Source organism: Hydrogenophaga soli, assembly GCF_054777695.1.
Genome location: NZ_BAAHAK010000009.1, coordinates 40,590 through 63,300, shown reverse-complemented (window position 1 = coordinate 63,300; position 22,711 = coordinate 40,590). Strand labels below are relative to the sequence as shown.

Sequence of the window (22,711 nt, the reverse complement as noted above, 5' to 3'; positions counted from 1 at the left end):
GACCATGCTGTGGAACGGCGACGCCCTGCGCACCCGCCTGTTCGATGCCCTGTCGCTGCTGCTGCCCGCGGGCGAAACCTTTGTGATCCGCGCCGTGGCCGATTGGCTGGACGCGCAGCCCTCAGCTGCAGCGCCCGCCGCCGCGCCCGCCAGCGACTCGCTGCGGGCACAGGCGCAGCATTTCATCGACGAGGAACGGGCCCACCAACGCGCCCACGGCCTGTACAACCGTCGCCTGGAGCAGCAGGGCTTGCCCGCGCTGGCGCTGGCCGAACGCATGTGCCAGGCCGCAGCCGAACTGAACCCGCTGGGCCTGGGCACCCGCCTGGCCCTGGGGGCGGCGTTTGAACACCTGACGGTGTTGCTGTCGCAAGAGGTGCTCAAGGGCCAGCCCTGGCTCAACGCGGCCAGCGACGGCCCGCAGGTGCACCTGTGGCGCTGGCATTGCGAAGAGGAAATCGGCCACCGCTACGTGATGCTGGACCTGGCCGCCCAGCACGGCGTGGGCTACCTGCGCCGCGTGGCCTGCCTGCTGGCGGCCAGCCTGTACCTGGGTGGGGACGTGTTGCGCCTGCTCGCCACGCTGCTGCGGCACGACCTGCGCCATGGCGACGTGCGCCGCGGCACCCTGGTGCTGCAAGCGCTGCGCTTCACCGGGGTGGCGCTGCCGGGGCTGCTGCGCATGGCGGGGGGCTGGTTGGCTTACCTGGGACCCATGCGCCGCCGTTGAGGGCGCAGTTGTTTATGTTCATATTCATGTTCCCCGCTGGACTCACGTCATGCTACGGAGCTGGAGTGGGTATGTGGGCAGAAGTGCGGCAAACATAATCGAACAGAACCTGCCTACCCGCACGCCTCTGGGGGCTTGGTTTGGCGGGTCAGCGCGCTGTGCAGGCCTGATCGGCTCACGCCAAAGGCTCGGCTGAGTGGGCTGATGCTGGTCGATGGCTTGTTTGCCTTGGCCTTGTCCGATTTGAGTTGGCGAACCTGATGTTCGAGCTCACGGATGCGTTGCTGATCTGCTGTGAGGGGTTTGCCAACACCAGGCCCCCCAGCAAGTTCAGCATCCAGTTGTTTGACCCATTTGCGAACGGCGCTGGGCGTGAGGTTCATGTCTTTGCAGACCTGGCTCGGGCTCATGCCCTGCTCTCTGAGCATCTTGGCCACTTGCAGCTTGTAGGCCGTCTCAAAGTGGCTCAGATCGACAACGCGGGCCACATGCTGCACCACGACCAGCCCGCGCAACTGGCGGCTTTGCTGGACGGCTTTTTGGCGGTGTAGCACACGCGCTACAACGCGCGGGGCACGCTGCACTACGATCCCCAGCCCCCCACCGTTTCACCGCAGCTCTTGCCCCTCCTCATGACCCAACGCTACCCCTACGTCGATGTGCTGCGAGGCCTGGCCGCCTTGCTGGTGATCTGCTACCACGTCATCGAGGTGGGCCAATGGACCACCTTCCCCATACACGGGGCGTATTTGCTGCCCCGGGTGGGGTGGATCGGCGTGGACTTGTTCTTTGTGATCAGCGGCTTCGTGATCGGCAAATCGGCGCTGGAGGCCCAAGCCAGAGACCCGCTGACCTGGAAAACCCGGTTCTGGGACCGGCGGGTGCGGCGGATATTCCCGCTGTATTTCGCAACCCTTCTGGTCTATTTGTTCATGACCCAGCCGGGCATTCTTCAATACGGCCTGAAATCCGTTTGGCACGTGCTCAGCCACGTGTTGATGCTTCACCACTTTCTGCCTGAAACCTCTGGGTCCATCAACGGCCCCAACTGGTCGGTGGCGCTGGAGGTGCAGTTCTACGCGTTGATGCTGTGGGCCACCCCCTGGCTGGCCCGCAACAGCTTGCCACGCATTGCCGTGACGTGGATCGGCATTGCATTGGCCTGGCGCTATGGCAGCACACTCGTTTTCACGCCTGGCACAGCCGATGTGACCACCCAGCGTGTGTATGCGACCCAACTGCCCGGGGTGCTTGACCAGTTTGTGCTGGGCATTTTGCTGGCCAAGCTTGCCGTGTCGGGGCGGCTGGCTTTCACCTGGGCCCGTCTGGGGGTGGCACTGGCCGTGACCATCGTGTCCCTGGGCGCAGCGTGGTTCACCTTCTGGCCACGGTCGCACTACTGGTACCTGTCTTCCATGATCGTGCTGTGGCGTTTTCTTCTGAACGTGGGATTTGCCGGGTTGCTGGCGGTCTTTCTGATATTGCCCGGCTCAGGGCATGGATGGGCCAAGCCGTTTGTCTACCTGGGGGAAATCAGCTACGGCCTGTATTTGTGGCACTCCCCGATCCTGATGGCCCTGATCGCCAACACCCAGTGGCGAGGCCCAAGCCTGCTCAAGGCCACCCTGATAGGGACTTTCATCATGGCGGCCATGTCTTGGCACTTCTTTGAGAAGCTGTGGATGAATGGCCACACCGAGCCGCGCAGGCCCAAACCATCCTGATGGCGGAGGGGCCGGACCAAGCCCGATCACCTTGGGCCGAAGCGCGCGTGAGAAAATCACCGTTTTCGGCCAACCGCACAAAGACACGATCATGGACGCAGAACACATCAACAGCATTGGCACCCGACTGGCCGACCTCTCCGCGCGAGTGGTCGAGCTACGGAGGTATCTTTGACTACGATGCCAAAGCCCTGAAACTCACCGAGGTCAACAGCGCCCTCGAAGACCCCACCGTCTGGGACAACCCCAAACGCGCCCAGGAGCTGGGCAAAGAGAAGAAGTCGCTCGAAGACGTGGTGCTGGTGCTCGACACCCTGACCAGCGAGCTGACCGACAACACCGAGCTCTACGACATGAGCAAGGAAGAAGGGGACGAGGCCGGTCTGCTCACCATCGAGGCCGAGGCCGACAAGCTCACCGACATGGTGGAAAAGCTGGAATTCCGCCGGATGTTCAACAACCCGGCCGACCCGCTGAACTGCTTCCTCGACATCCAAGCCGGTGCCGGTGGCACCGAGGCCTGCGACTGGGCCAGCATGCTGCTGCGCCAGTACCTGAAGTACGCCGAACGCAAGGGCTTCAAGGCCACGCTGGAAGACGAAACCGCGGGCGACACCGCCGGCATCAAGAGCGCCACCATCAAGATCGAGGGTGAATACGCCTTTGGCCTGCTGCGCACCGAAACCGGCGTGCACCGCCTGGTGCGCAAGAGCCCGTTCGACAGCTCGGGCGGTCGCCACACCTCGTTTGCCTCGGTGTTCGTGTATCCGGAAATCGACGACTCCATCGAGATCAACATCAACCCGGCCGATGTGCGTGTGGACACCTTCCGCGCCAGCGGCGCGGGCGGTCAGCACATCAACAAGACCGACTCGGCGGTGCGCATGACGCACATCCCCACCGGCATCGTGGTGCAGTGCCAGGATGGCCGCAGCCAGCACAGCAACCGCGACGTGGCCTGGCAACGCCTGCGCAGCCGCCTGTACGACCATGAAATGCGCAAGCGCATGGAAGAGCAGCAAAAGCTGGAAGACACCAAGACCGACGTGGGCTGGGGCCACCAGATCCGCAGCTACGTGCTGGACCAGAGCCGCATCAAGGACCTGCGCACCAACGTCGAAGTGTCGGCCACGCAAAAGGTGCTCGACGGCGACCTCGACGGCTTCATCGAAGCGTCGCTGAAGCAAGGCGTGTAATCGCCCTGTCCCTCAGGTCCATTCCCTTCCATTCCGCAGGCCCCAGCGGCCTGCCCACCCATTTTCAGGAGAGCCCCCATGTTGGCACTGCGTGAAGGCCCCTCGATCCTCGTCAAGCGCGAGGACTACACCGCCCCGGCGTTCTGGGTTGACACGGTCGACCTGACCTTCGACCTGGACCCGGCCAAGACCCGCGTGCTCAACCGCATGCGCGTGCGCCGCAACCCCGACGTGGCCCCGCAACCCCTGCGCCTGGACGGTGAAGACCTGAACCTGGCGCGTGTGCTGGTCAACGGCCAGGGCACCAGCTTCAAGATGGAAGGCAGCCAGCTGGTGCTGGCCAACCTGCCTGAGGGGGCCGACCCCATCGAGCTGGAAATCTTCACCACCTGCGCCCCGGCCAAGAACACCAAGCTGATGGGCCTGTACGTCAGCCAGGACACCTTCTTCACCCAGTGCGAGGCCGAAGGTTTCCGCCGCATCACCTACTTCCTGGACCGCCCGGACGTGATGGCCAGCTACACCGTCACCCTGCGGGCCGACAAGGCCCAGTACCCGGTGCTGCTGTCCAACGGCAACCTGGTGGAAGAAGGCCCGCTGGACGATGGCCGCCACTTCGCCAAGTGGGTGGACCCGCACAAGAAACCCGCTTACCTGTTTGCCCTGGTGGCCGGCAGCCTGGTGTGCCGCAGCCAGCCCATCACCAGCCGCAGCGGCACCCAGCACCTGCTGCAGGTGTACGTGCGCCCCGGCGACCTGGACAAGACCGAACACGCCATGAACTCCCTCATGGCCTCCATCGCCTGGGACGAAACCCGCTTTGGCCTGCCGCTGGACCTGGAGCGTTTCATGATCGTCGCCACCAGCGACTTCAACATGGGCGCGATGGAGAACAAGGGCCTCAACATCTTCAACACCAAGTACGTGCTGGCCAGCCCCGCCACCGCCACCGACGTGGACTTTGCCAACGTGGAAAGCGTGGTGGCCCACGAGTACTTCCACAACTGGACGGGCAACCGCATCACCTGCCGCGACTGGTTCCAGCTCAGCCTGAAGGAGGGCCTGACCGTCTTCCGCGACCAGGAATTCAGCATGGACATGGCGGGCAGCCCCTCGGCCCGCGCCGTCAAGCGCATTGAAGACGTGCGCGTGCTGCGCACCGCGCAGTTCCCCGAGGATGCCGGCCCCATGGCCCACCCGGTGCGCCCCGACAGCTACCTGGAAATCAACAACTTCTACACCGTCACCGTCTACGAAAAAGGCGCTGAAGTGGTGCGCATGATGCAAACGCTGGTGGGCCACGACGCCGACCCCAGCGGACGCGCCGGTTTTGCCGCGGGCATGAAGCTGTACTTCCAGCGCCATGACGGCCAGGCCGTGACCTGCGACGACTTTGCCCAGGCCATTGCCGACGCCAACCCCGGCAGCGCCCTGGCGCAGCACCTGCCCCAGTTCAAGCGCTGGTACGCCCAAGCGGGAACGCCCCGGGTGAGCGTGAGCAGCCACTACGACGCCGAAAGCCGCACCTGCGCCCTCACCGTGCGCCAGAGCTGCCCCGCCACCCCCGGCCAGCCCGACAAAGCCCCGTTCGTCATCCCCATGACGCTGGGCCTGCTGGCCGCCGACGGCACCGCCATGCCCGTGCGCCTGCAAGGCGAGGCCGAGATCGACGGCAGCGCCCGCACCACCCGCACCTTTGTGCTGACCGAGGAAAGCCAGACCCTGGTGTTCGAGGGGCTCTCCGCCGCCCCCGTGCCCTCGCTGCTGCGCGGTTTCAGCGCCCCCGTGGTGCTGGAGCAGGACTTCACCGATGCCCAGCTGCTCACCCTGCTGGCCCACGACGAAGACCCCTTCAACCGCTGGGAAGCCGGTCAACGCCTGGCGCTGCAAACCGCTCTTAAATTAATAGCTTCAGATGCTTTACCTGAAAGCGGAAAGGCACTGAACGATGCCTACCTGAGCGCCATGCGCTCGGTGCTGCGTCACCCCAGCCTGGACCCGGCCTTCAAGGAACTGGTGCTGACCCTGCCCGCCGAAACCTACATGGCCGAGCAACTGGCCGTGGTGGACCCGCAGCGCGTGCACGCCGTGCGCGAGGCCATGCGCGAGGCCCTGGCCCTGGGCCTGGCCGACGACTGGGCCTGGGCGTTCGAGGCCCACCAGACGCAAGGCGGCTACTCGCCCGATGCCGCCAGCAGTGGCCGCCGTGCGCTGGCCAACCTGGCGCTGCAGATGCTGTGCCTGGGCGCCACCTTGCGCCACGAAACGGTGTGGCCGGGCAAGGCCCTGCAGCGCTTCAAGGACGCCAGCAACATGACCGACCGCTTCGGGGCTGTGGCCGCCCTGGTCAGCGCCGGTCACCCGCTGGCGCAAAACGCGCTGGAGCGCTTCCACGCGCTGTTCAAGGGCGAGGCCCTGGTCATCGACAAGTGGTTTGCCCTGCAAGCGGGCACGCCCGACCGCGGCGGCCAGGTGCTGCCGCTGGTGCGCCGCCTCATGGCCCACCCCGACTTCAACCTGAAAAACCCCAACCGCGCCCGCAGCGTCATCTCCACCTACTGCCAGGCCAACCCGGCCGCCTTCCACCGCATGGACGCGGCGGGCTACGTGTTCTGGAGCGAGCAGGTGGTGGAGCTGGACGGCCTCAACCCCCAGGTCGCCGCCCGTCTGGCCCGCGCCCTGGACCGCTGGAGCAAGCTGGCCGAGCCCTACCGCAGCGCCGCCCGCGAGGCCATTGCCCGCGTGGCCGCCCGCGCCGACCTGAGCAACGACGTGCGCGAGGTGGTCACCCGCGCCCTGGCCGACTGATGGCCACTGAACAACCCTTTCAAGGAGACCAACCATGAGCCGTGTGTCCCTCTCCCGCTACCTGGTGGAACAACAACGCCAGCACGGGCACATTCCCTCGCAGCTGCGCCTGCTGCTGGAGGTGGTGGCCCGGGCCTGCAAACGCATCAGCCACTCCGTCAACAAGGGCGCACTGGGTGACGTGCTGGGCAGCGCCAGCAGCGAGAACGTGCAAGGCGAGGTGCAGAAGAAGCTGGACATCATCGCCAACGAGGTGCTGATCGAAGCCAACGAATGGGGCGGCCACCTGGCCGCCATGGCGTCCGAGGAAATGGACACCATCTACCTGGTGCCCAACCGCTACCCGCAGGGTGAATACCTGCTGCTGTTCGATCCCCTGGACGGCTCCAGCAACATCGACGTCAACGTGAGCATCGGCACCATCTTCAGCGTGCTGAAAAAGCCCGAAGGCAGCGCGGGCGTGTGCGAGGGCGATTTCCTGCAACCCGGCAACCAGCAGGTGGCGGCGGGCTACTGCATCTACGGTCCGCAAACCACCCTGGTGTTGACCGTGGGCGACGGCGTGGCCATGTTCACGCTGGACCGCGAGCTGGGCTCCTTCGTGCTGGTGGAGGACAAGATCCAGATCCCCGCCGACACCAAGGAATTTGCCATCAACATGAGCAACATGCGGCATTGGGATGCCGCGGTGCGCAGCTACATCGACGACTGCCTGCAGGGCAAGGAAGGCCCGCGCGGCAAGGACTTCAACATGCGTTGGATTGCCAGCATGGTGGCCGACGTGCACCGCATCATGACCCGCGGCGGCGTGTTCATGTACCCCTGGGACAAGCGTGAGCCCCACAAACCCGGCAAGCTGCGCCTGATGTACGAGGCCAACCCCATGGGCTGGCTGATCGAACAGGCCGGTGGGGCCGCCATCAACGGGCGCCAGCGCATCCTCGACATCCAGCCCACCCAGTTGCACGAACGGGTGTCGGTCATGCTGGGCTCGCGAAACGAAGTGGCCGTCATCCAGACGTATCACGACAAGCTATAATTGAGGGCTCAGCCGGAATAGCTCAGTCGGTAGAGCAGCTCATTCGTAATGAGAAGGTCGGGGGTTCGATTCCTCTTTCCGGCACCAGGATCGTTAGCTCAGTTGGTAGAGCGTCTGTCTTACACACAGAATGTCGGCAGTTCGAGCCTGTCACGATCCACCACCCCATTCCTCCCCGCACCAACGCCACCGCGTGGCCCCGGCCCCTCCAGGCCCAGGTGCCGGGGAACTTCCAGCGCAGCCCTGAACCCAAGCCTGGGTTTTGGCGGTCGCAGGGTTGTCCGGCGATGACGCCAACCCCCTCCATCGGGACCACCCCATGATCCACCCCACCCCCCTTCGTTGGCTCGCCCTGGTGGCCTTGGTGGGCTTGTCGGCCTGCCGCACACCCGACCCCGCGGCCCACGCCACGCTGGGCATCAGCGACAACGGCCAATACACCTTCAAACACCAGCCCGTCGAACGAGCTCAACTGGCCACCACCCTGCAAAAGGCCAAACAGGAGAGCGACAGCCTGCTGGTGGACGTGGAAGTGACTCCCCAAACCGACATGGCGGCCATTCAATTTGCGCTGGACGCCATCCGCGCCGCCCACGCCCGTGTGGCGTTTGCCCACCCCGTTGATTCCGGCGCCCTCGCCCAGGGAACACACGCCAAGGGCGATGCGGCAGAATAGACCTTCCACTCGCAGGAGCGCGTCATGACCCCCTCGGCCCTCAACACCACGCGGTTGAACACCTACCAAACCCAGGCCACCAGTGCCCCCAAAGCAGCCAAGGTGGACCGCGATGGCGACAAGGACAACAGCAAAGCCCGGGAAACCGAAGCCGCCAAAGCCAACGCAACACGCATGCCCAACCCCACGGCCACCCTGGGCAACCACGTCAACGTGCGGGCCTGACCAGCCCCCCACGCCGCAGGCCAGGTTGGCCTGCTGCCCGGTTGATCGGGCCATAAAAAAGCCCGGGCGATGCCGGGCTTTTTTGTGATGGGTGAAAACCCCTCACTGGATGGACAGCTCCACGCGGCGGGCTTCGGCGTTGTCCCCGGAACCGGTCAGCACCTCGGGCTTTTTCAGTTCGATGGCGGTTTCGGCCACACCGGCAGCCACCAGGGCGGCCTGCACAGTCAGGGCGCGAACCTTGGCCAGCTCGGCGTTGGCGGCAGCGTCACCGGTGGCGTCGTGGTACCCCGACAGCACCAGCTTCTTGCCATCGGCCGCGGCCTTGATGGCGGCGCCCAGGGCCTCGACGGCGTTGGCCGCCAAGTCGGCCTTGCCCGATGCGAAATAGAACTTCACCACCCCATCGGTGACCACCACACGCGCCTCAGGCTCGGCACCCGCCGGGGCAGCGACCGGGGCCACGACCGCGGGGGCCGCGGCAGGCTTGCGCTGGTGGGCCTTGTGGATGCCCACACCCAACACCACCCCCACGATGAGGATGATGAGGGGAATGAGGATGGCAAAAGCCGTGCGGGTGCTGTCGTCTTGCTGCTGTGCGGACATGGGGGCTCCTGAGAAATAAACTCGGCATTTTAGGCAATCCCCTTTGCCGAGACTGACACCCTCCATGGTCCCTCCCGACCCACACTCGCCCCCCGAGCCCTGCCCTTGAGCGGCGCAGAATACGCCGACATCTTCCACCACGCCCGGGGCTGCCACGGCACCACCGGGGACTGCGCCTGGGACACCCACCACCAACCGGCCCGCATGGGCATCCACAACCGCCCCCTGAACCCATGAACATTGCCGACCTGCGCAAAAGCTACGAACGCGCCGAACTGAGCGAGACCGAATCCGACGCCAACCCCATGCGTCAGTTCGACCGCTGGCTGAAGGAAGCCATTCAAGGCGAAGTGCCCGAACCCAACGCCATGACGCTGGCCACCGTGGGCAGCGACCTGCGCCCCAGCACCCGCATCGTGCTCATCAAAGGGTATGACGAACGCGGCATCGTCTGGTACACCAACTACCAGGGCCGCAAGGGCCTGGAACTGGCGGGCAACCCATGGGCCGCCCTGCAGTTCCATTGGGTGGAGCTGGAGCGCGTGGTGCGCATCGAGGGCCGGGTGGAAAAAGTCAGCGACGCCGAGAGCGACGAGTACTTCCAAAGCCGCCCGCTGGACAGCCGCATCGGGGCCTGGGCCAGCCCGCAAAGCCAGGTGATCAGCAGCCGCGCGGTGCTGGTGGCCAACGCCGCCAAGTACGGCGCCCAGTTCCTGCTGCACCCGCCCCGCCCGCCGCACTGGGGGGGTTACCGCCTGGTGCCCGACACCTGGGAGTTCTGGCAGGGGCGCAAGAGCCGCCTGCACGACCGGCTGCGCTACCGTCAGCAGGACGGCGGCGACTGGGTGCGGGAACGGTTGGCCCCCTGAAGCGGCCCCAGGCGCTCAATGGCCTGGTCGGCCACCGCGTGCAGCGCCTGGGCGCTGACCGCGTGGGGGGCGATTTCGGCCAAGGGCACCAGCACAAAGGCCCGCTCGGCCATGCGCGGGTGCGGCACCGTGAGCGTGGGTGAATCAATGGTGGCGCTGCCGTAGCGCAGCAGGTCCAGGTCCAGCGTGCGGGGCGCGTTGCGGTAGGGCCGCTCACGCCCATGGGTGTGTTCAATGGCCTGGAGCACCGCCAGCAGCGCGGGGGCGGTGAGCTGGGTGTCCACCTCGGCCACGGCATTGAGGTAGTCGGGGCCGGAGGAGTCGATGGGGGCGGTGCGGTACAGGCTGGACGCCTTCAGCAGCCGCACGCCGGGGGTCTGGGCCAGCGCGTCCAGCGCCTGGGCCAGGGTCAGCGCCGCGTCCCCCAGGTTGGCCCCCAGGGCCACATGGGCCAGCACCCAAGGGCGCTGGGGCAGCGTCATTCGGCTGAACCGCCGACGTTGCCACCGTCCCCGCCGTTGCCGCCACCGCTGCCATCCCCACCGCGGGCGCCCGAGGGCTTGCGACGGCGACGGCGGCGCTTGCGGGCCGGGGCGTCGGGGTTGCCGGTTTCATTGCCGTCGTCCGCGACATCCGGCGCATCGTCGTCCAGCGGGCGAAACCGTGGGTCGTCCTGCTCGGGTGCATCGGCTTGTGGCGCATCGCCCGGGGTGGAGCCGTCGTTCACGCGGTGCACCTTGGCTTTGCGGGGGGCCTGGGTTTTGGTGTGTGAGCGCTGGGCTTCGGCCCGCACGGCCTCGACCATGTCGCGGCGGTGGGCGTCGTCGGCCAGGCTGAAGGTTTCCCACCAGTGCACCAGCTCTTCGGGCACCTCGCCGATGCCGGCGCGCAGGCGCATGAAGTCAAAACCGGCGCGAAAGCGCGGCTGCTCCACCAGGCTGAAGGGCGAGCTGCCCACGCGCTTGTCGAAGCGGGGTTGCATGAGCCAGATCTCGCGCATGTCGGTGCCCAGCTTGCCGCGGCCCGACACGTCGCCAATGCGGGCGTCGAACACCTGGTCCACCGCGTCTTGCAGGGCGGCAAACGGGGTGGGTGGGCGGGCGTTGCCGCGGGGTTGCAGGCGTTTGGCCCAGGCGTCGCGCACGTCGGCCCACAGCAGGCTGGCCAGCAGGAAGCTGGGGGCCACGGGCTTGCCCTCGCCCACGCGGCGGTCGGTGTCCTTGAGGGCCTGGACCACAAAGGGTTCGGCGGCACGCTCCACCGCCAGGTCCAGCAGCGGGTAGATGCCCTTGGACAGGCCCAGCAGGCGCAGTTGCTCGATGCTGGCCAGCGCATGGCCGGTTTGCAGCAGCTTGAGCATTTCGTCGAACAAGCGGCTTTGCGGCACGTCGGCCAGCAGCGGCAGGCAGGCTTGCAGCGGGGCGCGGGTGCTGTCGTCCAGCGTGAAGCCCAGCTTGCTGAGCTTGGCGGCAAACCGCACGGCGCGGATCAGGCGCACCGGGTCTTCGCGGTAGCGGGTGGCGGCGTCGCCAATCATGCGCAGGGTGCGCTTTTGGGCGTCGGCAATGCCATTGTGGTAGTCGACCACGATCTGCGACACCGGGTCGTAGTACATGGCGTTGACGCTGAAGTCGCGCCGGGCGGCGTCTTCCTCGATGGGGCCCCACACGTTGTCGCGCAGCACGCGGCCACTGGCGTCCACGGCGTGTTTCATGCCGGCCAGCTCGGACTTGCTGCTTTTTTCGTTGCCGCTGACCTGCTCGGCGGCGGCGTTGTCCAGGTAGGCGCGGAAGGTGGAGACCTCGATCACCTCGTGTTCACGCCCCCGGCCATGGATGACGTGCACGATGCGAAAACGCCGCCCGATGATGAAGGCGCGGCGGAACAGGCCCTTGACCTGCTCGGGCGTGGCGTTGGTGGCCACGTCGAAGTCCTTGGGCGTGAGGCCCAGCAGCAGGTCACGCACGGCCCCGCCGACGATGTAGGCCTCGTACCCCGCGGCCTTGAGGGTGTGCACCACTTCAGCGGCGCGGCGATCGACGCGCTTGGGGTCGATGCGGTGGACCTCAGGCCCCACGTCCTGGCGCTGACCGAATTTGGGTGGAGCGGCCTTTTTGCTGCCACCGCGGGCCTTGCCCAGGAGCTTGTCGATGAACTTTTTGATCATGGAAACAGTTGGAGGATGGGCCAGCCGCGCTGCTCGGCCACGGCGCGCAAACGGTCGTCGGGGTTGGTGGCCACCGGGTGGGTGACCTTGTCCAGCAACGGCAGGTCGTTGATGGAATCGCTGTAGAAGGTGCTGCGGGTCACATCGGCCCAGGTGGCCCCGTGCGCAGACAGCCATTGTTCCACACGCGCCACCTTGCCTTCGCGAAACGAGGGCGTGCCCTTGATTTCACCGGTGGGCAGGCCCTGGGCGTCGCGCTCCAGTTCGATGGCGATGAGGTCGGCCACGCCCAGGGCGTCGGCAATGGGGCGGGTGACGAACTCGTTGGTGGCGGTGACGATGACGAGGTGGTCGCCCGCGTCGCGGTGGCGCTGCAGCAGGTCCAGCGCCTGTTTTTTGATGTGTTTTTGCACCACATCGCTCATGTAAGAAGCGTGAGCAGCTACAGAATTTGTAGCACCCTGTTCCCGCAAGGCGGCGGTGGCAAAGCGCACGTACTCGGCAATGTCCAGCGTGCCGGCCTTGTACTGCTCGTAAAAGCGGTGGTTGGCCTGGCCAAACGCCTCGGCGTCGCGCCAGCCCAGGGACACGGTGAACTGGCCCCACTCGTAGTCCGAGTCCATGGGGATGAGGGTGTGATCCAGGTCGAAAAGGGCCAGTTTCATTCGCTGTCCAGCATGGATTTGATGAGCGGGATGGTGATGGCGCGCTGGGTCCGCATGGCGTGGCGGTCCAGGTGGTCCAACAGCTGCATCAGGCTGCTGAGGTCGCGCGAAAAACGGTTGAGCATGAAGGCCATGACCTCGTCGGACAGGTGCACACCCCGGTCGTCGGCGGCGCGGCGCAGCACGGCGCGGCGCTCGGCCTCGTCCAGGGCCTGCAACTGAAACACCTGGCCCCAGCCCAGCCGGGTGCGCAGGTCTTCACGCAGCACCAGGTCCGCCGGGGGCACGGCCCCCGTGGCCAGCACCCAGCGGGCGCGGCCTTGGGCCGGGGTCTGGGCGTTCACAAACCAGTTGAAAGCGGCGGCCTGCTGCTCGGCGGTGTAGAGGTGGCAGTCGTCCATCAGCACCGCGGCCCACGCGTCGTCGAACGCGGGTGGGTGCCAGCTGCTGGCATCCAGCCAGCCCACCGCCGCGCCCTGCCCTTGCAACACCGACGCCACCGCACGCAGCAGGTGGGTCTTGCCGCAGCCCCCGTCGCCCCACAGGTAGGTGGGCACGGGCGAGCGAAGCGGGTTGTCCGCCCACAGGCGCAGGTGCTCCAGCGCCGCCTCGTTGCCGATGGCCACAAAATTGGACAGGCTGGGCAAAGGGGCCAGCCCGAAGTCAAGCGCCAACTGCTGCATCGTTCGCCCGTGTCATTCGTCCGAAGGGGGTTGGCGCAGGTGCAGGCGCAGGGCGTCACCGCGGTACAGGTCGCTGCCCAGGTACCAGGCCTTGGCGCGTCGCAAGGCCACCAGCAGCACGGCGCTCACCGGCAAGGCCACCAGCACGCCCACAAAACCGAACAGGTGGCCAAACGCCATCAACGCAAAAATGACGGCCAGCGGGTGCAGGCCAATGCGCTCGCCCAGCAGCTTGGGGGTGAGCCACATGCTCTCCACCACCTGCCCCACGCCGTACACGCCCAGCACCAGCAACACGCCGGTCAGGTCCTGGAACTGCAAGGCCGCCGCCAGCACGCCCAGCACCAGCCCCAGGCCAAAACCCAGGTAAGGCACAAACACCGCCAGCCCCGTGAACACGCCAATGGGCAGCGCCAGCTTCAGGCCCGCCAGCGCCAGCCCCAGGGTGTAGAACAGGGCCAAGGCCCCCATGACCAGCAGCTGGCCCCGCAGGTACTGGCCCAGCACGTCGTCGGTTTCGTCCAAAAAGCGCTGGGAGCCCTCTTGCCAACGCACGGGAATGAAGCCTTTGGCCCGCTGCACCAGGTCAGGCCACTCCAGCAGCAGGTAATAGGCGACGATGGGCGTCAGCACCAGGTGCCCCAGCACCGCCGCCAAAGCACTGCCGCCAATGCGCAGCGAAGACAGCAGGCTGTCCATCAAATCGCTTTCATGGCCCATGACCAGTTTGCGCAGCACGTCGCGCACGGCGTTCACGTCCACCGCCAGGTCCAGCCCGAACCGGGCCGCCCAGGGTTGCAACACGGCGTTGAGGTGCTCCATCAGCACCGGCACCTGCTCACGCAACAACGGCACCTGACGGGTGACCACCGGCACGATCAGCAGCAGCACCGCCAGCAGCACGGCGGTCAGCAGGCCAATGGCCAACCCCGCCCCCAGCCACCGAGGCACCCGCCGACGGGCCAGGCGCTCCACCAACGGCTGCAAGGCGTAGGCGAGCACGCCCGCCACCACAAACGGCAACAGCACCGGTGACAGCAGGTACAGCACCGCCCAGGCCAACAGGGCCAGGGCGGCCCAGGCCAGGATGCGCAGTTGAGCGGGGGTCAGGGACATGGCAGGGGTGGGGAAGGGTCGGGACAGACGGCGCCACGGGAGGGGGGTCTGGGGTGCCCGTAAAATCGCCACAAATTCTATCTGCCCCATGACCAGCGCACACAACCCCTCCTCCCCCGCCACCCCCATCTCCTACAAAGACGCCGGAGTGGACATCGAAGCCGGCGACGCGCTGGTCGAACGCATCAAACCCCTGGCCAAGAAAACCATGCGCGAAGGCGTGCTGGCCGGCATTGGCGGCTTTGGTGCCCTGTTCGAAGTGCCCAAGCGTTACCAAGAGCCTGTGCTGGTGTCCGGCACCGACGGCGTGGGCACCAAGCTCAAGCTGGCGTTTGAGTGGAACATGCACGACACCGTGGGCATCGACCTGGTGGCCATGAGCGTCAACGACGTGCTGGTGCAAGGCGCCGAACCCCTGTTCTTCCTCGACTACTTTGCCTGCGGCAAGCTCGACGTGGACACCGCCGCCGCCGTGGTGGGCGGCATTGCCAAGGGCTGCGAGCTGAGCGGCTGCGCCCTGATCGGCGGCGAAACCGCCGAAATGCCCGGCATGTACCCCGCAGGTGAATACGACCTGGCCGGTTTTGCCGTGGGCGCGGTGGAAAAAAGCAAGATCCTCACCGGCGCCACCGTGCAGGCCGGTGACGTGGTGCTGGGCCTGGCCTCCGCCGGCGTGCACTCCAACGGTTTCAGCCTGGTGCGCAAATGCATCAGCCGCGCCGAAGAGGCAGGCACCGTGCCCGCCACCCTGGACGGCAAGCCCTTCAAGGCCGCGGTGATGGAGCCCACCCGCCTGTACGTGAAAAACGTGCTGGCCGCGCTGGCCAAGCACCCCACGGCAGAAGGCGGCATCAAGGCGCTGGCCCACATCACCGGCGGTGGCCTGCTGGAGAACATCCCCCGCGTGCTGCCCGACGGCCTGGCCGCCCACCTCAAAGCTGGCAGCTGGCCCCAGACCGAGCTGTTCGCCTGGCTGCAGGCCACGGCGGGCATCGACAACATCGAGATGAACCGCACCTTCAACAACGGCATTGGCATGGTGGTGGTGGTGTCGGCGGCCCAAGCCGAGGCCGTGGCCGCCACGCTGCGCGAACTGGGCGAGGCGGTGTACACCATCGGCGCCATCGCCCCCCAAGGTGACGGTGCCCAGGTGGTGGTGTCCTGACCCAGGCCCTGCTGATCGACCACGACGGCACGCTGGTCGACTCGGAACCCGTGCACCTGGCCTTGTGGCAGGCGGTGCTGGCCCCTTTGGGGGTCAACCTGACCGAGGCGCAGTACCGCCAGCACCACGCCGGGGTGCCCACCCCGGCCAATGCCGTCGATCTGGTGCAGCGTTTTGCGCTGGATGTGTCACCCCAGGCGCTGGTGGAGGCCAAGAACCGCGCCACCCTGGCCCACCTCGCCAACCAGGCCTTCCCGTTGAAGCCCGGCGCCCTGGAGGTGTTGCACCGCTGGCACCGCAGCGGACGCCCGCTGGCCATCGTCACCGGCGCAGGCCCCGAAGGGGTGGCCGCCACCTTGAAGCACCATGGGCTGGCGGCGTGGGTGTCCACCGTGGTCACGGGGGACGATGTGCCCCACAGCAAACCGGCCCCCGACGTTTACCTGTTGGCCCTGCAATGCCTGGGGTTGCCCGCCTCGCAATGCCTGGCGGTGGAAGACACCCAACATGGTGTGACAGCAGCCACCGCGGCAGGGCTGCGCTGCCTGGGGCTGCCCAACGCCCTGTCGGCCCACCACCGGTTTGACCAGGCCCACGCGGTGCTGGGCAGCTGGGCCGATGTCGAATCCTATTTTGATAGCTGATTGCGCTTTCACATCAAGCGGTAGAGGCAAAAAACATGAACCGCCTTCAAACCGAACTGCTGCGCCTGTACGGTGCCCCCCCCGCGCCCGCCAGCCAGTCCGCTGCTGAGCCCGGCACACGCGCCCTCTGCCTGGAGCTGGCCCGCCCCGCCGACTGGCGCACCCTGGCCCGCATGTGGGAAGGCGTGCAGACGGACCTGGACTGGCCCGCCCCGGCCATTGCCGTGTCGGGCCAGGACGGGCTGCACCTGTGGTTTTCGCTGGAGGCCGCCGTGCCCGTGGCCCAAGCCCAGGCCCTGCTGGTCCAACTGTGTGCCCGCTACCTGCCCGAAGTGCCTGCCGACCGGCTGCACCTGTGGCCCGCCGCAACGCAAGACATGTTGCCCCCACGCCAAGTGGCCCCCGAGCGCTGGGCGGCCTTTGTCACCCGCGACCTGGCCAGCGTGTTTGCCGACGAACCCTGGCTGGACCTGCCCCCCGGCGACGACGCCCAGGCCGACCTGCTGGCACGGCTGCGCAGCGTGCCCTCGGCTGAGGTGGAACGGCTCCAGCCTCGTCCGTCGGCCCCGGCCCCCGGCAGGGCTGCGCCATCAGCGCTCACCGCGTCGGCTGCGCCCTTGGCGCCTGCCGCGGCCAGCGGCCCGCCGATGACCGACCCGCGCCAGTTCCTGCTGGACGTGATGAACAACCCCGCGGTGGAGATGCACCTGCGCATCGAGGCGGCCAAGGCGTTGCTGGCCGAGGCCCCTCACTGAGGCGACACAGCGTCGGGCAAGGCTCAGCGATTCATGAGGATGTAGGCGGTGACCACCGCCACCTGGGACTCGTCGCGTGCGGTGGCCACGGTGCTGCCGTGGGCCATGCGGTCGTCCACACTCCAATCCACCGAGGTGGTGGTGGTCGTGGCATTGGCCTGAGTGTCTTCGCGGACACGACCAAATCGCGCGTCGGCCTGGGTGTCGATCTGTGCGTCCAATGAACGGGCCAGCGATGGGTTGAGGCCACTGAGCACCATGACGTTTCGGGGCCGGGACACGTAGCTCCCCACGGTTGCACCGGGTTCGGCCCACATCACGTTGCGAAAACACACCCTCACCTCCTGCGGGTTTCCATTCGGGTCCAGGTACACGTAGCGGTTGTTTTGCCCCTCGGCCCGCCCCTGGGGCAGCTGCACCCCGGCAGCCAGCATCAGGTTGAGCAGGCTGCTGGCGTCAGTGGGATTGCTCGGGTTGTCACACAGTGCGGTTCCGCTGGCTGCCGCAGTGGCCACCGAGGCGTTGACCGCACCAGTGGGTGCTGTGGGACTGTCCCCCGGCACCCGACCCACCACTTGCACGTAATGGTCATAAGCCATCATCCAACCTTGTGCAAACTCGGTGCTGATGCGCTGATACACCGCATTGCGCTGGAGGTCTTTGCCCACCGCCACGGCCCCCAAAATGATGCCGATGACCACCAGGACCACAGAAAGTTCGGTCAGACTGAAACCTCGCTGGCGATGGATTGTGGAAGGAAGCGGGGTCATAAAGAACGTGTTCGCCACAATGAAACCTGATCAGAAGCCCGCCTGGTCGGCCTGGCGGAAATTAGAGTTGACGGACGGAGACAGGCCATCGGCCAAGTCCACCAGCGGAGCGACCTTGGCGTAGCGGTCATCTGCCTCTACCTTGAAAGCAATGGCCTTGGCCAGTGTCACCGTGGCGGTGACGGTCGCTGAGGTGTTGGCAATGATGGCCAATACCGCAGGGGCTAGAACGGCGGACGCAGTGCCCTGGGACACCAGCAACACCGACGTGGCATCCAACGACGTGGCAATGGCCTTGCCGAGCCCGGAACCGGCCATCAGCAGGGCTGCGGTGGACGCCGCCACATCGGCTCCGGCCGCGTCAGCCAGCAGCTGGAGTTGTCGCCGATAGTCGTGAATGCCCTGACGCAGCATGGCCGAAGCCAATGCAGCATTGGCGTGCCCGTGTCCAATCACGCTAAGACCACGGCCGCAATCCAACTCGGAAAACAACTCTTGGAAGGTGCCTGCCACCACGGTGTCGTCATACCCTTCGGAAGGCGCACGTGTGGGCAACTCAAATGCTGGCTCTGCTTCGGTGGCGCTAGCGTTGGCACCGTCCAGCCGCTTGCCGTCACCATCTGCATCGGCCAACCCGCCGTGTGCCAGCACGTAGGCCACGTTGCGCCGACTCGCTGGCTGGCCAGGCTGCCAGACGGACAAGCGGTCAGACTCCACCGCAGAGGCGGTGCTGCCCGCCGCCGCCACGCGGGTCGGCAGATCGAGCGCTCGGCAAAAATCCAGCAGGTTGCTATTGCCCAGCAGGATTTCGTTGGCCCCCAGCGGACTGCCTTCGGCCACGAGGGGCGAATACCGATCCTGGGCCCTGACCAGATCCACATCGGCACGGGCGTCAGCGGCGTTGACCTTGCGGTACACCGCATAGGTCATTTCACGCGCTGCAGCCCCAAACACGCCCACCGTTTTCCAGGGGAACCGCCCCATGGAGACACCCACGGGGCAACTGCCTGCAGCCCCCTCAATGCCATCGCCGTCAGTGTCGGGGCAAGGCAAGCGATGCTGAGCCTGAACATAGGCCCTCAGTGCGGCATTTGCTTCGTCCATGCCACTTCGGACTTGCTGGGCAAGCTCATGATGGGCCTGCCATTTCCAGTAGGTGGCCAAGCCTGTCAGCACCAAGCCCAATACCACCAGGGCCACCCCCATTTCCACCAAGGAGAACCCGGCCATGCATCCCCGAGACGCGCGACTGATGCGCCCTCGCGTCACAACGCGGTGTGTCATGGTTGCAACCCCTTCTGGTCGGCGGTCGTGGCTGCTGTATAGCCCTCGACATACTCCATCCCTGCCTTGACCAACTCGGCCTGTGCCGCGGTTTTCTGGCGACCTGCCTTGATTTCAGCCAGGATGGACGTGGCCAACTTGAACCCTGCAACCCCCGCCGCACCAATGGCTGCACCGGTGGCAATGGTCAAGGCTGCAATGTCCGCAGCGGCGGCCGCTGAACCGCCGCCGCCGGCAGCGGTGATGGCCAGCGCAGTGATTCCAGTCGCGCCCGCATTCACAATTTCGGTCACGGCCATGGCCAGCCCCACCCCGGCATAGGTCACATTGGTTTGGCGGACTTGGTGAGCAAAAGCACGAAACTGGGAAAACGCATCGACGTTGCGCCACAGGTCATACGCTGCATAGGCGGAGCGTGCAGCCACCTGGGCTTCAGCCAACCGCTGGGGGCACGCCAGCCGTGCTGACAGCTCGGCGGGGGATTGAGCCAGCACCGCGTCGTCGTACACCGGCGACACCGATTGAGCAAGACCGGGAAGTGCAAACCCACCCACGTTGGCTCCGTCAAACACCCGGTTGCTTCCTGGGTGCGCCACCACCCAGGCATACGGAGCGTCGGCAATGGTGTTTGCAGCGGATGTGACCAGCACGATCCTGAGACTCTGGCAGAAGTCCAGGCCGTTCGACGTGGCCAGCGCGTCGTATGTGGCGGCTACCGCAGCAGGGGCCGGTGGTAGGTTGGGCACGAAGCTTGTGGACGTCTGCGTCAGGGCGCTGCTGCCCACACCGTAGCGAAACACCGAATCCCCTTGGGTCAACCCCAAGGTTTTCCAAGGCAACCAGCCCTCGCGAAGGCCCGTGGCACAGCTTTCCACGCCACCGGTGTCTTCAGCGGGGCAGGGCAGCCGGGATTTGCGCTGGGTGTACCCCAACACGGCGGACTGGACTTCGTTCAGGGTCTGCTGCCAGGCCAACCGGTCCTTTTGTTGCTGTTGCTGGGGTACCACCCCCCACAGCAGCAACCCCAGTGTCGCCGTGGCCGCCAGGCCAACGCCCAACTCCACCAAGGTGAAGCCCCGTTGAGCCTGCTGCCCCTTCCGGACCTTCCGATGTGTTTGCCACCCGTTCAACGGATGCCCCCTTTCTTGTCTGCACGCTCCAGGATGTCGGCCGCCCCCGACCAGACTGCGATGCCGCCCGCATTCATGCCCGACAGCGCTTGCACCGTGGACAGGGCATCGGCCTCATCCTGAATGGCCTGATCCAGCGACGCCTGGGCCTTATCCACGGACCGGCTGGCCAGCATGTAGTCGTACCGCGACCGAAGCACCTCGTTGAGCTTGACGTCATAGTCCTTGTACCAACCTTCATAGGTCTGGCCCATCAGTTCCTGGGACACAAAGACCGAACCATCGTTGTCCACCGAAGGGTAGTACCGGATGGTGCAGTTCGACCACGGTGTGCTGGTTTTTTTGTCCTCACTCAGGGTGGTCCCACGGGTGCAGGTGGTGTAGCGCATGTTGTTGAGGCTGCTGCGCAGGCTGCTCTTGGCACTGTTCAGGGTGCCCTGGGCACCGTCACGTGCGGTGCGGGCCGCGTTGCGGGCGTTGAGGGCAGCATCCACACTCAGCGAAAGGCCACTGAGTTGGGTCTGCAAGGCCGTCCTGAGCGCTTGCGCTTGCCTCTTTTGCTGCTCCAGCAAGGCCCGGTCCACACAGGCTTGCCGGACGGTAGCGTCGGGGGGCAGTGGATCGCACGCCACGCCACCAATGATGGTGTTGAGGCTGGTGATGCGGGCCGCATACCCGTCAATCTGCGTCTGAATCTGGTCCATCTGCGCAGCCAGGTCAGCAGCCCGCTGATCGTCAGAGTAGGTGGATGCCGCCGCCTGCTGGCTGTCCAGGTACTCAATGGCTTTGATGAGCCCTGTCTTCTTCTCCGTGTCCCCCGCTGCCTCAGCCGCATTGAGCGCTTCGACCAGCTTTGCACGCACCTCGGCCGGTACCGGCGAGTTGGCCGGCGCAGACGGCTTGGGGTTGTTCTCACCGTCAATGGCTTGTTGATAGACGGTCTCTGCATCCTGGTACGCCAGCTCCTTGTCCACCAGCCGGTCCACCCCGGACACCACCGCGTTGATCTGGGCCTGGTAGGTGCTGAGGGACAGCGCGGGCGAGCAGTTGTAGTCGGTGGCGTGTGAACCGCAGTCATTCAGGCTGTTGACGTGGTTTGCAAACGCAGACACCTTGTTTTGAAGGGCGCTGACCGCCGCGCTGTACGCAGGGGCCTTGGTGTCGTCTCGCGTGGAAACGGCCTGATCCCGACGGGCCTGGGCATCGGTCTTTCGCTTGACGGCCTCGGTGTACGCCGTCTGCGCCTGTGTACGTACCTGGTCCAGATTGAACCCGGCATTCACTTCCGCGCCAGCCTGGATGGCCACCGCCATCGACAACCCCAAGGCCACCAGAGACGAAGCGAGTGACGTGGCAGCCAGCGCGATGGTCACCGTGTAGGCGGCAATGGCGGCAATGGAGGCAGCGATCGCTGCCGCCAGCGTGGGCAACAGCACAATGCCCACAATCGAAGCCAACGCCGTGGTCAAGGCAGAGATGGCTGCGGTCAAATGGGTCCCGGCGTTGACCAGCCCCTTGACCGCCAAACCGGTCTTGAGCAACGCCACGCCGGCCTTGATGCCGTTGATGGTGGTGTCGATGATGGCCGAGGTCATGGTCGAGGTCTTTTGCTCGTTGACCTCGTCCACCCACTCTGCAGCAAATGCCAGGTTGCGCTCTGATGCCAGCAAGCGGGGGCAATCCAGTGCAGCAGACAGCCCGGCATAGGTCTGGACCCGAACCCTGTCGTCGTACACGCCCAGGGTCCAGCCGCGCTCGGGCAACTCCACCTGCACCCCAGATGCATCCTTGCCATTGAGCCCGTCAAACCCGAAGTTGTCCCCCTCCATGCGCAGACCCGGGTGCACCACGGCATATGCCACCGCACGGGTTCCCGCCCGGGCCTGTGAGGCCTCCACCGCCTTGGTGCGTGCCACCTCAATGCCCTGACACACGTCGGCGGTCGAAAGGTGATTGAGAGGTCGTACCCCGGTGTACTCGGCAGGCTCGGCTTCGTTGTCAAACGCCGGAGGGTTGTATCGTGCCGGGTCCGCCAACGCCAGGTCCTGCGCCTGACGTTGCACCAGGTAAATCAACCTTGGCATGCTTCCTTGCACCGTGCCTGAGCCATCAAGGCCCAAAGTCCGCAAGGGCAACCATCCCTTCTGGTCAGAGATCGAACAACCGGACGCGGTTGCATTCACATCCTCCAAACCGTCGCCATCCACATCGGGACACGGCAGGCGGTGGTTCTGAGCCACAAAGGCCACGATGATGCGGTCTGCCCGCCGAAGCACGTCGCCCGTCCACTCCGAGGCTTGCGACTGCTGAAGCACGCGCATGGACAGAACACCGCCCGCCACGGCGGCCGACACCAGCATCACCAGCACGGCCACTTCCAGCAATCCCAGGCCGAGTTGGGTGCGGCGCGAGTGGCCCACGCGGCCACGAGAAGAAAACAGAACGGGAGCCCACATGTG

At 66.0% G+C, this 22,711-nt stretch carries 22 protein-coding genes, 2 tRNA genes and 1 pseudogene; 14 read left to right on the top strand and 11 right to left on the bottom strand.

Translation table 11 applies throughout. From position 1 onward, the window contains the following. Window positions 1–4 precede the first annotated feature (4 nt). A complete protein-coding gene (locus ACYVB7_RS15815; RefSeq protein ID WP_460509405.1) occupies window positions 5–730 on the top strand; it encodes a metal-dependent hydrolase in 726 nt (241 codons plus the stop codon). A gap of 236 nt (window positions 731–966) precedes the next feature. Here ACYVB7_RS15815 and ACYVB7_RS15810 read toward each other — a convergent pair. Continuing rightward, window positions 967–1,158 (bottom strand): annotated as a pseudogene (locus tag ACYVB7_RS15810) (transposase); the annotation flags it as partial. Window positions 1,159–1,362: 204 nt separating this feature from the next. Here ACYVB7_RS15810 and ACYVB7_RS15805 point away from each other — a divergent pair. The 8 genes from ACYVB7_RS15805 (at window position 1,363) to ACYVB7_RS15770 (ending at window position 8,398) form a co-directional block, all read left to right on the top strand. Next, window positions 1,363–2,454, top strand: coding sequence for an acyltransferase family protein (locus tag ACYVB7_RS15805; RefSeq protein WP_460509404.1), 1,092 nt, complete (start codon window positions 1,363–1,365; stop codon window positions 2,452–2,454). A 91-nt stretch (window positions 2,455–2,545) separates the two neighbouring features. Further along, window positions 2,546–3,650 (top strand): peptide chain release factor 2 gene (gene prfB, locus ACYVB7_RS15800; RefSeq protein WP_460509403.1). Its coding sequence is split into 2 segments (ribosomal slippage): window positions 2,546–2,626 and window positions 2,628–3,650, totalling 1,104 coding nucleotides; the frame shifts between segments, so codons are not numbered across the junction. A gap of 78 nt (window positions 3,651–3,728) precedes the next feature. Next, window positions 3,729–6,458 (top strand): M1 family metallopeptidase, encoded by a 2,730-nt coding sequence (gene pepN, locus ACYVB7_RS15795; RefSeq protein WP_460509401.1) that lies wholly within the window; start codon window positions 3,729–3,731, stop codon window positions 6,456–6,458. A gap of 34 nt (window positions 6,459–6,492) precedes the next feature. Then, window positions 6,493–7,497, top strand: coding sequence for a class 1 fructose-bisphosphatase (locus ACYVB7_RS15790; RefSeq protein WP_460509399.1), 1,005 nt, complete (start codon window positions 6,493–6,495; stop codon window positions 7,495–7,497). An 11-nt stretch (window positions 7,498–7,508) separates the two neighbouring features. Continuing rightward, window positions 7,509–7,584, top strand: a tRNA-Thr gene (locus ACYVB7_RS15785). Further along, window positions 7,585–7,660: transfer RNA gene (locus ACYVB7_RS15780), tRNA-Val, on the top strand. A 156-nt stretch (window positions 7,661–7,816) separates the two neighbouring features. Continuing rightward, window positions 7,817–8,173, top strand: a complete 357-nt coding sequence (locus tag ACYVB7_RS15775; RefSeq protein WP_460509398.1) for an ExbD/TolR family protein — start codon at window positions 7,817–7,819, stop codon at window positions 8,171–8,173. Between the two features lie 24 nt (window positions 8,174–8,197). After that, on the top strand, window positions 8,198–8,398 hold the full coding sequence (locus ACYVB7_RS15770; protein WP_460509396.1) for a hypothetical protein: 201 nt from the start codon (window positions 8,198–8,200) through the stop codon (window positions 8,396–8,398). Window positions 8,399–8,500: 102 nt separating this feature from the next. On the opposite strand, the gene ACYVB7_RS15765 is transcribed toward ACYVB7_RS15770, so the two are convergent. Beyond that, window positions 8,501–9,004, bottom strand: a complete 504-nt coding sequence (locus tag ACYVB7_RS15765; RefSeq protein ID WP_460509395.1) for an OmpA family protein — start codon at window positions 9,002–9,004, stop codon at window positions 8,501–8,503. Between the two features lie 105 nt (window positions 9,005–9,109). Between ACYVB7_RS15765 and ACYVB7_RS15760 the strand changes: the two genes are divergently transcribed. Together ACYVB7_RS15760 and pdxH are read left to right on the top strand one after the other, a co-directional pair. Beyond that, the gene (locus ACYVB7_RS15760) at window positions 9,110–9,241 is read left to right on the top strand and encodes a hypothetical protein (protein WP_460509394.1); all 132 of its coding nucleotides are present in this window, start codon (window positions 9,110–9,112) and stop codon (window positions 9,239–9,241) included. Then, entirely contained in the window at window positions 9,238–9,873 is a 636-nt protein-coding gene (gene pdxH / locus ACYVB7_RS15755; RefSeq protein ID WP_460509392.1) for a pyridoxine/pyridoxamine 5'-phosphate oxidase, read from the top strand. The genes ACYVB7_RS15760 and pdxH overlap by 4 nt, the downstream gene beginning before the upstream one ends. Here the strand turns inward: pdxH and folK are convergent. From folK to ACYVB7_RS15730, 5 genes are read right to left on the bottom strand one after another with little or no spacing between them, the layout of a single operon-like run. Beyond that, window positions 9,828–10,355 carry a 2-amino-4-hydroxy-6-hydroxymethyldihydropteridine diphosphokinase gene (gene folK, locus ACYVB7_RS15750; RefSeq protein WP_460509391.1) on the bottom strand — a complete coding sequence of 176 codons (528 nt, stop codon included), beginning with the start codon at window positions 10,353–10,355 and terminating at the stop codon, window positions 9,828–9,830. The two genes, pdxH and folK, sit on opposite strands and share 46 nt — an antisense overlap. Then, on the bottom strand, window positions 10,352–12,040 hold the full coding sequence (pcnB, locus tag ACYVB7_RS15745; RefSeq protein WP_460509390.1) for a polynucleotide adenylyltransferase PcnB: 1,689 nt from the start codon (window positions 12,038–12,040) through the stop codon (window positions 10,352–10,354). Before pcnB ends, folK begins: the two co-directional genes overlap by 4 nt. After that, a complete protein-coding gene (locus ACYVB7_RS15740; protein ID WP_460509388.1) occupies window positions 12,037–12,705 on the bottom strand; it encodes an HAD family hydrolase in 669 nt (222 codons plus the stop codon). Before ACYVB7_RS15740 ends, pcnB begins: the two co-directional genes overlap by 4 nt. Further along, entirely contained in the window at window positions 12,702–13,388 is a 687-nt protein-coding gene (gene hda, locus ACYVB7_RS15735) for a DnaA regulatory inactivator Hda (RefSeq protein WP_460509387.1), read from the bottom strand. Before hda ends, ACYVB7_RS15740 begins: the two co-directional genes overlap by 4 nt. 12 nt (window positions 13,389–13,400) lie before the next feature. Further along, the gene (locus ACYVB7_RS15730) at window positions 13,401–14,504 is read right to left on the bottom strand and encodes an AI-2E family transporter (RefSeq protein ID WP_460509385.1); all 1,104 of its coding nucleotides are present in this window, start codon (window positions 14,502–14,504) and stop codon (window positions 13,401–13,403) included. Between the two features lie 88 nt (window positions 14,505–14,592). Here ACYVB7_RS15730 and purM point away from each other — a divergent pair, with 88 nt between their 5' ends. Genes purM through ACYVB7_RS15715 form a run of 3 tightly spaced genes read left to right on the top strand, consistent with a single transcriptional unit; the run spans window position 14,593 to window position 17,068 of the window. After that, window positions 14,593–15,669 carry a phosphoribosylformylglycinamidine cyclo-ligase gene (gene purM / locus ACYVB7_RS15725; RefSeq protein ID WP_460509384.1) on the top strand — a complete coding sequence of 359 codons (1,077 nt, stop codon included), beginning with the start codon at window positions 14,593–14,595 and terminating at the stop codon, window positions 15,667–15,669. Further along, window positions 15,666–16,313: an HAD family hydrolase gene (locus ACYVB7_RS15720; protein WP_460509562.1), complete on the top strand. Its 648-nt coding sequence runs from the start codon at window positions 15,666–15,668 to the stop codon at window positions 16,311–16,313. Before purM ends, ACYVB7_RS15720 begins: the two co-directional genes overlap by 4 nt. Before the next feature lie 35 nt (window positions 16,314–16,348). Further along, the gene (locus ACYVB7_RS15715; RefSeq protein WP_460509382.1) at window positions 16,349–17,068 is read left to right on the top strand and encodes a hypothetical protein; all 720 of its coding nucleotides are present in this window, start codon (window positions 16,349–16,351) and stop codon (window positions 17,066–17,068) included. A gap of 23 nt (window positions 17,069–17,091) precedes the next feature. Here ACYVB7_RS15715 and ACYVB7_RS15710 read toward each other — a convergent pair whose 3' ends face one another. The 4 genes from ACYVB7_RS15710 to ACYVB7_RS15695 form a co-directional block, all read right to left on the bottom strand. After that, on the bottom strand, window positions 17,092–17,838 hold the full coding sequence (locus ACYVB7_RS15710) for a type II secretion system protein (RefSeq protein WP_460509381.1): 747 nt from the start codon (window positions 17,836–17,838) through the stop codon (window positions 17,092–17,094). 30 nt (window positions 17,839–17,868) lie between these two features. Next, complete coding sequence (locus tag ACYVB7_RS15705) at window positions 17,869–19,122, bottom strand: hypothetical protein (RefSeq protein WP_460509380.1); 1,254 nt, start codon at window positions 19,120–19,122, stop codon at window positions 17,869–17,871. Then, entirely contained in the window at window positions 19,119–20,186 is a 1,068-nt protein-coding gene (locus ACYVB7_RS15700) for a hypothetical protein (protein ID WP_460509378.1), read from the bottom strand. The genes ACYVB7_RS15705 and ACYVB7_RS15700 overlap by 4 nt, the downstream gene beginning before the upstream one ends. 62 nt (window positions 20,187–20,248) lie before the next feature. Further along, window positions 20,249–22,708: a hypothetical protein gene (locus ACYVB7_RS15695; RefSeq protein ID WP_460509377.1), complete on the bottom strand. Its 2,460-nt coding sequence runs from the start codon at window positions 22,706–22,708 to the stop codon at window positions 20,249–20,251. Window positions 22,709–22,711 lie beyond the last annotated feature (3 nt).